The organism is Providencia sp. SP181, from assembly GCF_050446505.1.
Classification (GTDB): Bacteria; Pseudomonadota; Gammaproteobacteria; order Enterobacterales; family Enterobacteriaceae; genus Providencia; species Providencia vermicola.
The window spans coordinates 29,226-43,720 of the sequence record NZ_JBBPXM010000005.1 but is presented as its reverse complement, the minus strand read 5'-3'; the positions used below and the strand labels follow the sequence as shown (position 1 = coordinate 43,720).

Below are 14,495 nucleotides of genomic sequence, written 5' to 3'. Positions count from 1 at the left end.
GACGGGGGGATGGAAGTTAAAGAATATATACCGGAACATTATTTACAAAGCGTGAATGAAGGTGATAGTCGGTTAATCGAACTAGATGATAATGGTTTCTCTAGCTATGGAGGTCCTAGTTTTACTATATTTATTGCTCCGCCAGATAGCCAATATATAGATGTTGTAGGTGATAATACAAGTATAGGGGATTCTTCTTTGGGTCATGTATTTATTGGTCTTAAAGGTACAAATCCGGAAAGTAACCAATTTGAAAGTGTATCAATAGGCTTTAGTGCGGGTAATAGCTATTTGACAAATACGGATAATATTTCGTTCGATGACCATAATAAATATTCAGAAGCATCATCTGTGACAATTGTGGGGCAAGGGCCTATATTCCACAATGATTTAAATAATTTTTTTAATACATATAACTCAATTAAAAACAACCCGGATGGTAATGAAAATTATAATTTGATATCAAACAATTGTATTGACTTTGTGAGTGATTTTCTTGAGAAATCTGGCGTCAATGGTATAAAACTAGAAGAGACGCCAAAGAAAAATTTAAAGAAAATAAAGATGATAGCAAAAGAATATAGAACACCTTTAATTATTGATTTAAATAATAATGGTGTGGAAACTTTATCATATGATCTTGGTGTATTATTTGAGTTCAATGGAAAGCTAAAACAAACCGGATGGGTTTCTCCTAGTGATGCATTATTAGTTATAGATAAAAATAGTGATGGTATTATTAATGATTCAAGTGAGTTATTTGGGGATGATTATCTGAAAGAAAATGGTTGTTTTGCATTAAATGGTTTTGATGGTTTATTGGATTTTGATAGCAATAATGATGGGTTTATTAGTAATGATGACTTTTACTGGGAATATCTTAAATTATGGCGAGATGAGAACAGTGATGGTAAAACTCAGCCTGAAGAGCTACTAGGTTTAAGTGAAATAGATATTTCATCAATAAACTTAAATTATTCGTTTTCTGACTATATGGATGAAAATAGTAATGAACATAAATTAATATCAGAGGTAACTTGGATTGATGGAAAAAAAACAGATGTTGTTGATGTGTGGTTTAAACAAAAAGAAATATCCCATCCTGAAGACCAACTAGTTGAGTTTATTTCATTATTTAATAATGAGCCATCCATAAGCTTAAATAACAAACTAGTTACTTCAATGACAAGTACATTCCCATTTTTAATATCAAATAACGCCCGTTTATTTAATGGAATAATATGAAGTGGTTATTAATTGTGCTGGCTTTTATTTTCAGTGGATATGAGTCATATTCCTACAATGAAAGCTTTTTTAAAAGTAGTGACGTAAAACCGCCGTCATATAGAATGCTGGCTTTTTCTACTAATAATATGAAGTATGAAGAAGAGAAAAAACTTTTTCAGGCCATGATACCAATTAAAACAGCGGGGAAATTTTATCTACTTAAAAATAGTGCTGGTGAAGGTGATGCCAAAACCAATTATCTTTTGTTTTTATTATATTTTGATGATTCGAACTGTTCTGAAAAAAGCCTAGTCAATTTAAAGCGGATTGCAGATGAAAATTGTTTGATTGCATTAGAATATTTACATAAAGCTGTGATGATTGAACCTAATTTTCAGCTGGGTTTATACCGATTAGCTTACTTCAATAATTATGGCATTGGTATGGAGATTAATTTAGAACAATCAATGAAATATTGGGAAATGTTAATAAAAACTAAAGGCTATTACCGTTTATTAGCGCTAGATGCAGCAGCTGAAATATATTTTTATGAGTTTAATGAGCTTAATAAAGCAAAAGAGTATCTAACAATTTGTGCAAATGAAGGTGGGGAAATCTGTCAATTTAAACTGAGTGATTGGGATAATAAAATTAAATTACGACCTTATATATTAGAGGCTAAACAACGAGAACCCCCGAGTACGTAGAAAATTGATGTATAATTTGCACTAACAAAAAACTCAAGGAGTAGGATGCTCCTTGAGTTTTATTACTTATCTATAAACTAAGCGGCTTTCTTTTTCTTGCTAGCGTCTTCGTTTGATGGTTCATCAGGAGACTTTTTTGACGGAAGCACTCCTAAGTCATCAAATTCAAACTCATCAACATTAATCGTACGTAACCGGCTCGCTTCTGCTTTACGTAGGATATCGGCTTCTTCCTGCGTGATGACATTTTCAGGCAGCATTTGATCAGCCAGTTTGTCTAAACGGGTAAAGCTGAGTTTGCGTTCTTTCAGGCGGCAGATGCGTTCAAAAATGGGTTCCGCAGCAATAATATCCAGTAATGCTTGGTTAACTAAGCCATGAGGGTTATTTTCCGTTGGCGTTAAGTATTGACCACGGCCTAATCTGTCACGAGTTTCTGATGGCTCCATCAACAGCTGTGCCAATTTATGATCAAGTCTGTCTGATGGCATGGACATCGCACGTCCTGTAGGGAACAAAGTTATTCGCATAATCGCTGCCACCATTTTGTTCGGGAAGTTTTTCAGTAGATCATCAATTGCCTTTTCAGACTGATATAAACAATCTTCAACAGCCCATTTTACCAGTGGTAAATCCGCTTTTTGGCGACCTTCATCTTCATAGCGTTTCAAAGTTGCAGATGCAAGATACAGGTTGCTGAGGATATCCCCTAAGCGAGCTGAAATACGTTCGCGACGTTTTAAGCTGCCACCTAACACGCCCATTGCGACATCGGATAACAACGCTAAGTTAGCACTATGACGATTTAACATCTGATAATAGCGGCGTGTTTCATCTTTGGTTGGTGCGTGACTACCTCGACCGTTAGTTAAACCTAACCAGAAGCTGCGGAATTGGTTACTAATGACATGACCAATGTGACCAAATACGGCTTTATCAAATTTGTGCAGATTGTTATCTTGCGCAGCCGCCATTTCGTCTAAGACGAAAGGATGGCAACGAATTGCACCTTGACCGAAGATAATCATACTGCGAGTCAGAATATTAGCACCTTCAACCGTAATTGCGATAGGCGCACCTTGGTAAGCCCGTGCAACAAAGTTGGAGTCCCCTAAGCAGATACCTTTACCGCCTGTGATATCCATCGCATCAATAATGGCGCGCTGACCGCGGTGGGTACAGTGGTACTTAACGATAGCCGAAAGTACTGCGGGTTTTTCGCCTAACATAATACCTGAGGTGATTAATGTGGCTGCTGCATCCATCAAGTAAGTATTACCTGCGATGCGTGCTAAGGGTTCTTCGATACCTTCCATTTTACCAATCGGTAATTTGAATTGGCGGCGAATATAAGAATAGGCACCTGTTGCAATAGCGATACTTTTCAAGCTACCTGTTGAGTTTGATGGTAGTGTAATACCACGCCCTACAGACAGGCATTCCACTAACATTCTCCAGCCTTGACCAGCCATTTTGGGCCCACCGATGATGTAATCGATAGGGACAAAAATATCTTTTCCGCGAGTCGGGCCATTCATAAATGGAATATTGAGTGGGAAGTGACGGTGACCAATTTCAACGCCTGGCGTGTTGGTTGGAATTAACGCACAGGTGATCCCGAGGTTTTTCTCACCGCCCAATAGTTTGTCTGGATCTGACAATTTAAACGCAAGGCCAAGTACAGTGGCGATAGGTGCTAAGGTAATATAGCGTTTATTCCATGATAAACGCATACCTAACACTTGTTCACCCTGCCATTCTCCCATACAGACAACACCAGAATCGGGAATCGCACCTGCATCGGAGCCTGCTTCAGGGCTGGTTAAGGCAAAACACGGAATTTCTTCGCCTGTTGCTAAGCCTGGTAGGTAGCGTTGTTTTTGCTCATCAGTGCCATAATGTTGTAATAATTCACCTGGGCCTAATGAGTTTGGTACACCCACCGTGATGGCTAAAATACCTGATACACCTGCGAGTTTTTGTAATACTTGTGATTGCGCGTAAGCTGAAAACTCAAGACCACCATATTCTTTTTTGATGATCATGGCGAAAAAGCGGTGATCGCGAAGGTATTGCCAAACTTCAGGCGTTAAGTCAGCAAGCTCATGGCTAACTTCAAAATCATTTACCATGCCACACACAGTTTCTACTGGGCCATCAATAAACGCTTGTTCTTCCGCCGTTAACTGTGGTTTTGGATAATTATGCAGTTTGTTCCAATCTGGTGCACCACGGAAAAGGTCGCCTTCCCACCATGTTGTTCCTGCGTCAATAGCCTCTTTTTCAGTTCTCGACATTGGCGGCATGACTTTTTGAAACATTTTCATGGCTCGTGATGAGAAAAGAGACTGGCGTACAGGAGAAAAAACAAATGGGAATAAGACCAGAGCTACTGGCAGCAACATCCAGTAACTCCAAATATTTAACATGCCCATGACGACAGTATAGGCTAATAGCAGTACTGTACTGAGTACAAGGGAGGTTCTGTGATAACTAAGTACGCCAATTAAGGCGAGAAATAACACAATGCTAAGAAGGATCATAGTGGATCTCCTGTCGACTTGTAAGAGGTCTGACCTGTTTGATAACTCAATCTATACCTAGCAATAAAGAATTAGCAATATATTTACATCTTAATTACAACTTAGTTCACAAAAAAATCAAATAATGGAGGGGATAGTTGAAATTAAAATTATTACCATTAAATAAAATAAGGTTATTAAGCATAACAAAACGTTATTTTTGTCGACGAGCTCAAGACAGCACAATCAAAAGTAGAAACAAAAAGCCCCCTGTGCAACAATCTGAGTATTAAAGCTTAATGACTGATATCCATCTGAATTTGTGTCCTAGTGAGATCGATTTACTGTAAATCATTTTGGATGTAAGTTGGCTATATTCTCAATAACGTATTCTTAATTAAGGGGAAACCTCATGTACCAAGATTTGATCCGCAGTGAATTAACTGAAGCGGCCGAGACGTTATCAAATTTCCTAAGTGACGAAGCGAATATCGAAGCCATTCAACAAGCGGCGGTGTTATTAGCGGATTCTTTTAAAGCCGGCGGCAAAGTCTTATCTTGTGGCAATGGTGGATCTCACTGCGATGCGATGCATTTTGCTGAAGAATTGACAGGCCGTTATCGTGAAAACCGTCCAGGTTACCCTGCTATTGCGATCTCAGATGTGAGCCATTTATCCTGTGTGAGTAATGACTTCGGTTATGAGTTTGTTTTCTCTCGTTTTATTGAAGCAGTTGGCATGAAAGGTGATGTGTTACTGGGAATTTCAACATCAGGTAACTCAGGAAATATTATCAAAGCGATTGCCGCTGCACGTGAAAAAGGTATGAAAGTCATCACATTAACAGGAAAAGATGGTGGCAAAATGGCAGGCACGGCAGATATTGAAATTCGTGTACCTCATTTTGGTTATGCGGATCGTATTCAAGAAATTCATATCAAAGTTATCCATATCCTTATTCAATTAATTGAAAAAGAGATGGTGAAGTAACGATTTAGCCGTTGTAGGAGCTTTTAAATGTGCGAGTTACTTGGCATGAGTGCCAATGTTCCAACCGATATTACCTTTAGTTTGAGTGGGTTAATTTCTCGTGGTGGTCAAACTGGGCCACACAAAGATGGCTGGGGAATCACGTTTTACGAAGGTCTCGGGTGTCGCACATTTAAAGATCCACAACCGAGTTTTACATCCCCCGTTGCGCGTTTTGTGCAGGAATACCCCATCAAGTCTGAAAGTATTGTGGCGCATATTCGCCAAGCAAACCGAGGTGACGTGTCGTTAGTAAACACTCACCCCTTTACTCGTGAGCTATGGGGACGTAATTGGACTTATGCTCATAATGGACAACTTAAGGGATACCGTTCCCTTAACACAGGGCGTTATTGGCCTATTGGGGAAACAGACAGTGAATGGGCATTTTGTTGGATTTTGCAACAGCTGAGTGAAAAATATCCACGAAAACCGTCAAACTGGAAAAGTGTCTTTCGTTTTATTGCAACTTTAGCTGATCAATTGCGGAGTAAAGGTGTCTTCAATATGTTGTTGTCTGATGGGCAATATTTGATGGCGTTTAGCTCAACGAAATTACATTGGATCACGCGTAAAGCGCCGTTTGGCATGGCTAAGTTGCTCGATCAAGATATTGAAATTGATTTTGCACAGTGCACAACACCAACAGATATCGTCTCTGTGATTGCAACTCAACCTTTGACAGGCAATGAAGACTGGCAAAAGATTGAGCCAGGTAATTTTGTGTTATTCCACCTTGGTCAGCGCATACTGTGATTTCATCCCTAACAATTTTGTTGGGGTATCAGGTAGGCCCATGACTGCATATTTTCCTGAATTTACAGAGACCTGTGCGAGTCTTCCTGTTTGGTTGAAATACTCATAGGCAGGCTGTAGTTGCTGCCAAAACGTGTAATGGCTTGAATTTCGGTAGCGCAGCATATTTTCTTTCGTCATTTTAAACGGATAGATATTTACGCTAATCGTCGATTGGCCATTTAGCAAGGCAGTTTCTACCGTTTGGTAGATTTCGCCCATGTACTTATCGGTCATCGCATAACAACCCACCGACACGCAGCTGCCGTGGATCATCAGGTAACTTCCGCTATACCCTTGGGCTTTATCGAACTCATTAGGGAAACCTATATTGATAGATCGGTAATACCGACTATTAGGGTTGAGTTGCTCTGCTGTAATTTGATAGAAACCTTCGGGGCTTTTAAGATCACCCTCTATTTTCTTTGGCCCTAACCCACCAGAAAACTTACAAATGGGATAGGTTTTCGACAAGGTATATTTGCCTGATGGTGTTTTTTGGTAGAGTTCAAGTACACCTTCTTGCTTAAATATTTGTATAAATATCGATGAATCTGGATTTGCTCGTGATTCATTCTTTAGCAAAAATGAAGCGTTATTTGCCTGAGCAACCAATGTATACATGAGTACAAATGGAGATATGGCACAAAGTAGTTTACTTTTTTTCATGCTTAAGCCAAATATTGAAGGTGGGGTTGATTAAAAATAACACATATTTTACACATTTTAGACGAGCTGTTTAAAAATTAATATAGGTTGTTAATAGTTTTTAAATGAATCTTTATTGGCTAAATAATAAACAGTCATCGATAAACATGAGTTTATTGCTCGGCAATATCGAATTGTTAATGGAAAAAATTAAATAATAATGCAATTTGCTTGAACTATATCACTTCTCTAGACGGACAGCGTGAGCTGAAACTGATAAAATTACGACTGGCAGAAGACAGGAATTTAGTAACAATTTTGTGAGAATACTCGCTCAAGTCACGAAGGTGACTTGAGTAGTTTTTATGACTGAGTCGCTATCATTCATTGCTGAATCGTTAGCTTAGGGTTTAACTGATAAACTTGTGCAGATCTTATGATTAAAATTAAAAAAGGCCTCAACCTTCCCATCGCAGGTGAGCCAGCCCAAGTGATAGAAGACGGCCCGAAAATTCAACACGTAGCATTGCTAGGTGAGGAATATGTCGGAATGCGTCCTTCGATGCTGGTTAAAGAAGGTGAGCGTGTAATAAAAGGGCAGGTTCTCTTTGAAGACAAAAAGAACCCAGGGGTCGTATTTACGAGTCCTGCCTGCGGAAAAATTGTTGCTATTCATCGTGGTGAGCGTCGTGTACTTCAATCTGTAGTCATCGAAATTGAGGGGGATGAGCAAGTCACTTTTGCTGCATATACCCGTGATGAACTACCTGCATTAACTCGTGAGCAAGTCGAAGATAACCTAATTAAATCAGGTATGTGGACCTCTTTAAGAACGCGTCCATTTAGCCGTTCTCCGCAACCAGGCTCTTCACCGATTGCTATTTTTGTGACTGCAATGGATACCAGCCCATTAGCTGCTGACCCTGTTGGTATTATTCGCGAAAATGAGCAAGCATTTAATGATGGCTTATTGGTTCTTAGCCGCTTAACGGAAGGTAAAATCCATGTATGTCATGGAGAGGGAGATTTGCCAAAGGTTAACAGCCAATCACAAATTACTTATACCCAGTTTGGCGGGCCACACCCTGCGGGGTTAGCTGGTACTCACATTCACTTCTTGGAGCCCGTTAGCATCAAGAAAAAAGTGTGGAGCTTGAATTATCAAGATGTTATCGCTATTGGGAAGCTATTTGTTACGGGTCACTTATACACTGACCGTGTGGTTTCCCTTGCAGGGCCTCAAGTTGAAAAACCGCGCTTACTCCGCACCCGCCTTGGGGCTGATTTATATGAATTGACTCAAGGACAACTCAAAGCAGGTGAAAACCGTATTATTTCGGGTTCTGTGCTTTGGGGGGTTACCTGTGATGAAGCTCATCACTATCTTGGTCGTTTTCATAACCAAGTTTCTGTTCTCGCAGAAGGTCGTGAAAAAGAATTATTTGGATGGATTATGCCAGGGGTAAATAAATTCACTATTACCCGCACAACGATTGGGCATTTTTTGAAAAATAAACGCTTTAACTTCACGACGACGATGAATGGTGGTGAGCGTTCAATGGTACCAATTGGTAACTACGAACGTGTGATGCCACTGGACATTATGATTACGCACTTGTTGCGCGATCTCCTTGCGGGGGATACCGATACATCACAAGAACTAGGCTGTTTAGAGCTGGATGAAGAAGATTTGGGGTTGTGTACCTACGTCTGCCCAGCGAAGTATGAATACGGTCCGGTGCTACGTGATGTGTTGTCCAAGATAGAGCTAGAAGGGTAATTCCATGGGTCTGAAACATTTATTTGAAAAATATGAGCACCATTTTGAGCCCGGTGGAAAGTTAGCGAAATACTATGCACTGTATGAAGCAGTTTCGACTGTTTTCTACACGCCAGGTACAGTCACTAAAGGTCGTTCTCATGTCCGAGATACTATCGATCTTAAACGTATGATGATCTTGGTGTGGCTCGCCGTTTTTCCAGCGATGTTCTGGGGGATGTATAATGTGGGAAATCAAGCGATCCCTGCATTACATCAACTATATAGTGGTGTTGAATTACAGCAAATTATTGCGAGTGATTGGCATTACAGCTTAGCGCAGTTCTTAGGCGCATCATTGTCGATGGACGCGGGATGGGGAAGTAAAATGCTGCTAGGTGCAGTGTATTTTCTTCCTATTTATGCAGTTGTTTTCTTGGTTGGCGGGTTATGGGAAGTTTTATTTGCCATGATCCGCGGCCATGAAATCAACGAAGGTTTTTTCATCACATCCATCTTATTTGCATTGATTGTTCCACCTACAATTCCACTATGGCAGGCTGCACTAGGGATTACCTTTGGTGTGGTTGTTGCGAAGGAAATCTTTGGGGGAACAGGGCGTAACTTCTTAAACCCTGCATTAGCGGGTCGTGCATTCTTATTCTTTGCTTACCCTGCACAAATTTCGGGCGATTTAGTTTGGACTGCGGCGGATGGTTTTTCAGGTGCAACGCCATTGTCCCAATGGGCAACGGGCGGTGAGCACGCACTGATGAATACCGTGAGTGGCGAACCTATTACATGGATGCAAGCGTTTTTAGGTAACATGCCTGGGTCTATCGGTGAAGTATCGACACTGATGCTGTTTATCGGTGGCGCGCTGATTATGTTCTTTCGCATCGCATCATGGCGTATTGTGGCTGGCGTGATGCTAGGCATGATCGCGATGTCTTATGTGTTTAATCTTATCGGTTCAGACACCAACCCATTATTTGCGATGCCATGGTGGTGGCATATGGTGTTAGGTGGTTTTGCATTCGGTATGATTTTTATGGCGACAGACCCTGTATCCGCGTCATTTACAGATAAAGGTAAATGGGCTTACGGTATTCTGATCGGCGTAATGTGTGTTCTTATCAGGGTGGTTAACCCAGCTTACCCAGAAGGGATGATGCTGGCTATCCTGTTCGCCAATCTGTTTGCTCCTCTGTTTGACTATCTGGTCGTTCAGGCAAATATTAAGCGGAGAAAAGCTCGTGGCTAATGAAAAAACAATCAATAACGATGGCGTCGGCAGAACATTTCTTGTTGTGTTTATTCTATGCCTCGTGTGTTCAATTATTGTTGCTGGGGCCGCGGTTGGGTTAAAACCACAGCAACAGGAACAAATTCAATTAGATACTCAACGTAATATTTTGAGTGTTGCGGGGCTTTCAACGCCGAAAATGAGCGCAGAAGAAGTGCAGAAAGTGTATGGCGAGCGTATCGAACCTAAGCTTTTAAACTTCAAAACAAATGAGTTATCTGATAGCACTGGGCGTTTTGTGTTAAATGATGAACTGCGTAGTGATGAAACGAGTATTGCACTTTCACCGCAGGAAGATATTGCGAAAATTCGTCGTCGTGCGAATAGTGCTGAAATCTACTTGGTAAAAGATGATTCTGGCAAAGTCTCGCAAATCATTTTACCTGTTTACGGTTCAGGCTTATGGTCAGTTATGTACGCTTTTATTGCGGTTGATGTTGATGGTGTGACATCTCGAGGTATCACTTACTACGCACATGGTGAAACACCAGGGTTGGGTGGGGAAGTGGATAACCCGCAGTGGAAAGCGCAATGGCCAGGTAAAAAACTGTTTAATGAACAAGGTATCCCAGCAATTAAAATTGTGCGTAGTGGTGCAACCGATAGCCCTTATGGTATCGATGGACTTTCGGGGGCGACGCTGACATCAAACGGTATTCAGCACATGTTTGATTTCTGGTTAGGTGACAACGGCTTTGGTCCGTTCCTGAAAAAAGTACGTGAAGGAGCGCTGAATAATGGCTGATTCAAAAGAAGTAAAACGCGTCCTACTTGGGCCGCTATTCGATAATAACCCAATCGCCTTACAGGTGTTGGGTGTGTGTTCTGCATTAGCCGTCACGACAAAACTAGAAACAGCGTTGGTGATGACCATTGCGGTGACACTGGTTACTGCATTTTCCAACTTTTTTATCTCATTGATTCGAAACTACATCCCAAGCAGTGTGCGTATTATCGTGCAAATGGCCATCATTGCTTCACTGGTTATTGTGGTGGACCAAATATTGCGTGCTTATGCCTATGAGATATCAAAACAGCTTTCAGTATTTGTTGGCTTAATCATTACTAACTGTATTGTCATGGGGCGTGCAGAGGCTTATGCCATGAAATCACCTCCGATTGAAAGCTTTATGGATGGTATTGGTAATGGCCTTGGCTACGGTGTCATCCTTGTTTTAGTTGGTTTCCTGCGTGAGCTTTTTGGTTCGGGTAAACTGTTTGGTATCACCGTATTTGAATCACTGCAAAACGGTGGTTGGTACATGCCAAATGGCCTGTTCTTACTGGCTCCAAGCGCATTCTTTATTATCGGCATGCTGATTTGGGGGTTACGTACCCTGAAACCCGCTCAAGTAGAGAAGGATTAATCAAATGGAACATTATATAAGCCTATTTGTTAAATCCATTTTTATTGAGAATATGGCGTTAGCCTTCTTCTTGGGGATGTGTACATTCCTTGCGGTATCGAAGAATGTGAAAACCGCGTTTGGTTTAGGGATTGCCGTTACGGTCGTTCTTGGAATTTCTGTTCCTGCCAATAACTTGGTGTACAACCTTGTGCTGCGTGATGGTGCGATAGCCGAAGGAGTGGATTTATCCTTCCTAAATTTTATTACCTTTATTGGGGTGATAGCGGCGCTGGTTCAGATCCTCGAGATGATTTTGGACCGTTATTTTCCATCGCTGTATAACGCATTAGGTATCTTCTTGCCATTGATTACCGTTAACTGTGCAATTTTTGGTGGCGTTTCTTTCATGGCTCAGCGTGATTATAACTTTAGTGAATCCATTGTTTATGGGTTTGGTTCAGGAATCGGCTGGATGCTTGCTATCGTATTGATGGCTGCTATCCGTGAGAAGATGAAATACTCTGATATCCCAGCAGGTCTAAAAGGGTTAGGTATCACCTTTGTGACGACCGGTTTGATGGCATTGGGCTTTATGTCCTTCTCCGGTGTGCAGCTATAAAGGCGAGAAGAATTCATGGAAATTATTATTCTAGGTGTAGTGATGTTTACCCTGATTGTCTTGGTGCTGACAGGTTTAATCTTGTTTGCAAAATCCAAGTTGGTCAATACAGGGAACATCAAAGTTGAAGTTAATGGCGATCCTGATAAAAGCTTTGAAGCCCCTGCGGGTGACAAATTGCTTGGCATGTTATCGAGCCAAGGTATTTTTGTTTCTTCTGCATGTGGTGGTGGTGGTTCATGTGGTCAGTGCCGTGTGAAAATCAAAGAGGGCGGTGGTGATATTTTACCCACTGAACTTTCGCACATAAATAAACGTGAAGCCAAAGATGGCTGTCGTTTAGCCTGCCAAGTTAACGTGAAGCAAGACCTTAAAATTGAGCTTCCAGAAGAAATTTTTGGTGTGAAAAAATGGGAGTGCGAAGTTATCTCTAATGATAATAAAGCGACTTTCATTAAAGAATTAAAACTGAAAATTCCAGAAGGCGAAGTCGTTCCTTTCCGTGCTGGTGGTTATATTCAGATTGAATGCCCAGAACATATTGTAAAATATGAAGATTTTGATGTTCCTGAGGAGTATCGAGAAGATTGGGATAAATTTAATTTGTTCCGTTATGTCTCTGAGGTTAAAGAGCCAACGGTGCGTGCATATTCAATGGCTAACTACCCTGAAGAGCACGGTATTATTATGCTGAACGTACGTATTGCAACACCTCCACCACGTAATCCTGACGTTCCACCTGGGATCATGTCATCTTATATTTGGTCATTAAAAGCCGGTGATAAAGTGACAATTTCAGGTCCATTTGGTGAGTTTTTTGCGAAAGAAACGGACGCTGAAATGGTCTTTATTGGTGGTGGTGCAGGTATGGCACCAATGCGTTCCCATATTTTCGACCAATTACGCCGTTTGGATTCAAAACGTAAAATCAGTTTCTGGTATGGTGCGCGTTCTGTTCGTGAAATGTTCTATACAGAAGACTTTGATGAGTTGGCGGCAGAACATGAAAACTTTACGTGGAATGTAGCACTTTCAGATCCATTACCAGAAGATAACTGGAATGGCTATACAGGCTTTATTCATAATGTTCTGTATGAGAATTATTTGAAAGACCATCCTGCACCTGAAGATTGTGAGTTCTATATGTGTGGACCACCAATGATGAATGCTGCAGTGATCAAAATGCTGAAAGATTTGGGCGTTGAAGATGAAAATATCTTACTGGATGATTTCGGTGGTTAACTAATTTTATTGGCTTTATTGTACTTACCAAGTAAAGTACGGACAGTTATCAAATAAAGAGGGAAAAATTTTCCCTCTTTATTATTTATATTAATACCGTTAGTTGCTAATTATTTTATTGGTTATTAATAGGTTGAGAGTTATTTTGACTTGAACATTCTCTGCATGGGTGACGATGTAAAGTGTGTTAATAGTCTGAGCGAATCTAACAATACGCGCTCATGATTGACGCGGAGAAAATTATGCTGAACAAAAAAATTTATACCTCAGTCTTGTTGTTTGTTGCTGCGCTGTTCTTGACCGCTTGTGGTGGCCCAGAGCAACAAAATTTGCAGGGGCAAACAATGGGGACATATTATACTGTAAAATATGTCACTGATTCTTCAGAACAAAAACCTGAAGCGATTCAAGCTGAAGTTGATAAGCGTTTGGAGGAAGTTAACGACCAGATGTCAACCTATCGTCCAGATTCTGAATTAAGTCGTTTTAACCAATTCAAGGAAGTGAATACCCCTTTTCCTGTATCAGCGGCGACAGCAAAAGTGGTAAGTAAGGCCATTGAAATTAATAAACTGACGGATGGTTCTTTGGATGTGACTGTTGGGCCATTAGTGAATTTATGGGGCTTTGGGCCAGAAGGTCGTGTGACGAAAACACCTTCAGATGAAGAACTCGCCAAACGCCGTGCATGGGTCGGGATTGAAAAACTTTCAGTACAAGATAACAACTTGATTAAAACCATTCCAGAGCTATATGTTGACTTGTCTTCTATTGCTAAGGGGTATGGTGTTGATGTTGTTGCTGAATATTTAGAGTCACAGGGTATCAATAACTATATGGTCGATATCGGTGGCGAAGTGCGCACGAAAGGTAAAAATGGCAAAGACGCGCCATGGCGTATTGCTATTGAAAAACCATCAACGGATGGTTTGAGCCAAACAGCACAAGAAATTATTGAACCAGGTGACCGTTCTATTGCTACATCAGGTGATTATCGTAATTATTTTGAACAAGATGGCATTCGTTTCTCTCATACCATTGATCCCAAAACAGGGAAGCCAATTACGCATAACCTAGTGTCTATCACTGTGATCGCAGACAATTGTATGAGTGCAGATGGCTTATCAACTGGGCTAAATGTTTTAGGTCCAGAAGCGGGCTTTGCTTTAGCTGAGAAAATGAATGTGCCTGTTTTTATGATTGTTAAGACAGATAAAGGTTTCGAAGAGCGTTATACTAAGGCATTCGAACCGTTTTTAACCAAAAAACAGTAGTTGTAGGAGGATAAAGG

At 40.8% G+C, this 14,495-nt stretch carries 13 protein-coding genes; 11 read left to right on the top strand and 2 right to left on the bottom strand.

Annotated elements, in window-relative coordinates; genetic code table 11:
* The first annotated feature begins 9 nt into the window (after nt 1–9).
* On the top strand, nt 10–1,245 hold the full coding sequence (locus AABS66_RS10065; protein ID WP_430224886.1) for a hypothetical protein: 1,236 nt from the start codon (nt 10–12) through the stop codon (nt 1,243–1,245).
* The gene (locus AABS66_RS10060) at nt 1,242–1,934 is read left to right on the top strand and encodes a hypothetical protein (RefSeq protein WP_349415767.1); all 693 of its coding nucleotides are present in this window, start codon (nt 1,242–1,244) and stop codon (nt 1,932–1,934) included. The genes AABS66_RS10065 and AABS66_RS10060 overlap by 4 nt, the downstream gene beginning before the upstream one ends.
* A gap of 77 nt (nt 1,935–2,011) precedes the next feature.
* Here AABS66_RS10060 and fadE read toward each other — a convergent pair whose 3' ends face one another.
* On the bottom strand, nt 2,012–4,477 hold the full coding sequence (fadE, locus tag AABS66_RS10055; protein ID WP_206084746.1) for an acyl-CoA dehydrogenase FadE: 2,466 nt from the start codon (nt 4,475–4,477) through the stop codon (nt 2,012–2,014).
* Between the two features lie 391 nt (nt 4,478–4,868).
* Between fadE and lpcA the strand changes: the two genes are divergently transcribed.
* A complete protein-coding gene (gene lpcA, locus AABS66_RS10050; protein WP_206084747.1) occupies nt 4,869–5,447 on the top strand; it encodes a D-sedoheptulose 7-phosphate isomerase in 579 nt (192 codons plus the stop codon).
* Between the two features lie 27 nt (nt 5,448–5,474).
* Nucleotides 5,475–6,242, top strand: coding sequence for a class II glutamine amidotransferase (locus tag AABS66_RS10045; RefSeq protein ID WP_206084748.1), 768 nt, complete (start codon nt 5,475–5,477; stop codon nt 6,240–6,242).
* On the opposite strand, the gene AABS66_RS10040 is transcribed toward AABS66_RS10045, so the two are convergent.
* Complete coding sequence (locus AABS66_RS10040; RefSeq protein ID WP_206084749.1) at nt 6,213–6,950, bottom strand: L,D-transpeptidase family protein; 738 nt, start codon at nt 6,948–6,950, stop codon at nt 6,213–6,215. The two genes, AABS66_RS10045 and AABS66_RS10040, sit on opposite strands and share 30 nt — an antisense overlap.
* A 415-nt stretch (nt 6,951–7,365) precedes the next feature.
* On the opposite strand from AABS66_RS10040, the gene AABS66_RS10035 reads away from it, so the two are divergent.
* The 7 genes from AABS66_RS10035 (at nt 7,366) to AABS66_RS10005 (ending at nt 14,478) form a co-directional block, all read left to right on the top strand.
* Nucleotides 7,366–8,709 carry a Na(+)-translocating NADH-quinone reductase subunit A gene (locus AABS66_RS10035; RefSeq protein ID WP_206084750.1) on the top strand — a complete coding sequence of 448 codons (1,344 nt, stop codon included), beginning with the start codon at nt 7,366–7,368 and terminating at the stop codon, nt 8,707–8,709.
* 4 nt (nt 8,710–8,713) lie between these two features.
* Entirely contained in the window at nt 8,714–9,952 is a 1,239-nt protein-coding gene (locus tag AABS66_RS10030) for an NADH:ubiquinone reductase (Na(+)-transporting) subunit B (RefSeq protein WP_430224885.1), read from the top strand.
* Nucleotides 9,945–10,739, top strand: coding sequence for a Na(+)-translocating NADH-quinone reductase subunit C (locus AABS66_RS10025; RefSeq protein WP_206084752.1), 795 nt, complete (start codon nt 9,945–9,947; stop codon nt 10,737–10,739). Before AABS66_RS10030 ends, AABS66_RS10025 begins: the two co-directional genes overlap by 8 nt.
* Nucleotides 10,732–11,361, top strand: a complete 630-nt coding sequence (locus AABS66_RS10020) for an NADH:ubiquinone reductase (Na(+)-transporting) subunit D (RefSeq protein ID WP_047756757.1) — start codon at nt 10,732–10,734, stop codon at nt 11,359–11,361. The genes AABS66_RS10025 and AABS66_RS10020 overlap by 8 nt, the downstream gene beginning before the upstream one ends.
* A gap of 4 nt (nt 11,362–11,365) precedes the next feature.
* Entirely contained in the window at nt 11,366–11,962 is a 597-nt protein-coding gene (nqrE, locus tag AABS66_RS10015; RefSeq protein WP_206084753.1) for an NADH:ubiquinone reductase (Na(+)-transporting) subunit E, read from the top strand.
* Nucleotides 11,963–11,977: 15 nt separating this feature from the next.
* Nucleotides 11,978–13,204 (top strand): NADH:ubiquinone reductase (Na(+)-transporting) subunit F, encoded by a 1,227-nt coding sequence (gene nqrF / locus AABS66_RS10010; protein ID WP_206084754.1) that lies wholly within the window; start codon nt 11,978–11,980, stop codon nt 13,202–13,204.
* A 242-nt stretch (nt 13,205–13,446) separates the two neighbouring features.
* Nucleotides 13,447–14,478, top strand: a complete 1,032-nt coding sequence (locus AABS66_RS10005) for an FAD:protein FMN transferase (protein WP_272539827.1) — start codon at nt 13,447–13,449, stop codon at nt 14,476–14,478.
* Nucleotides 14,479–14,495 lie beyond the last annotated feature (17 nt).

Coding starts and splice junctions, on each gene's coding strand:
- AABS66_RS10065 (WP_430224886.1), top strand. CDS start 10: ATGGAAGTTAAAGAATATATACCGGAACATTATTTACAAAGCGTGAAT.
- AABS66_RS10060 (WP_349415767.1), top strand. CDS start 1,242: ATGAAGTGGTTATTAATTGTGCTGGCTTTTATTTTCAGTGGATATGAG.
- fadE (WP_206084746.1), bottom strand. CDS start 4,477: ATGATCCTTCTTAGCATTGTGTTATTTCTCGCCTTAATTGGCGTACTT.
- lpcA (WP_206084747.1), top strand. CDS start 4,869: ATGTACCAAGATTTGATCCGCAGTGAATTAACTGAAGCGGCCGAGACG.
- AABS66_RS10045 (WP_206084748.1), top strand. CDS start 5,475: ATGTGCGAGTTACTTGGCATGAGTGCCAATGTTCCAACCGATATTACC.
- AABS66_RS10040 (WP_206084749.1), bottom strand. CDS start 6,950: ATGAAAAAAAGTAAACTACTTTGTGCCATATCTCCATTTGTACTCATG.
- AABS66_RS10035 (WP_206084750.1), top strand. CDS start 7,366: ATGATTAAAATTAAAAAAGGCCTCAACCTTCCCATCGCAGGTGAGCCA.
- AABS66_RS10030 (WP_430224885.1), top strand. CDS start 8,714: ATGGGTCTGAAACATTTATTTGAAAAATATGAGCACCATTTTGAGCCC.
- AABS66_RS10020 (WP_047756757.1), top strand. CDS start 10,732: ATGGCTGATTCAAAAGAAGTAAAACGCGTCCTACTTGGGCCGCTATTC.
- nqrE (WP_206084753.1), top strand. CDS start 11,366: ATGGAACATTATATAAGCCTATTTGTTAAATCCATTTTTATTGAGAAT.
- nqrF (WP_206084754.1), top strand. CDS start 11,978: ATGGAAATTATTATTCTAGGTGTAGTGATGTTTACCCTGATTGTCTTG.
- AABS66_RS10005 (WP_272539827.1), top strand. CDS start 13,447: ATGCTGAACAAAAAAATTTATACCTCAGTCTTGTTGTTTGTTGCTGCG.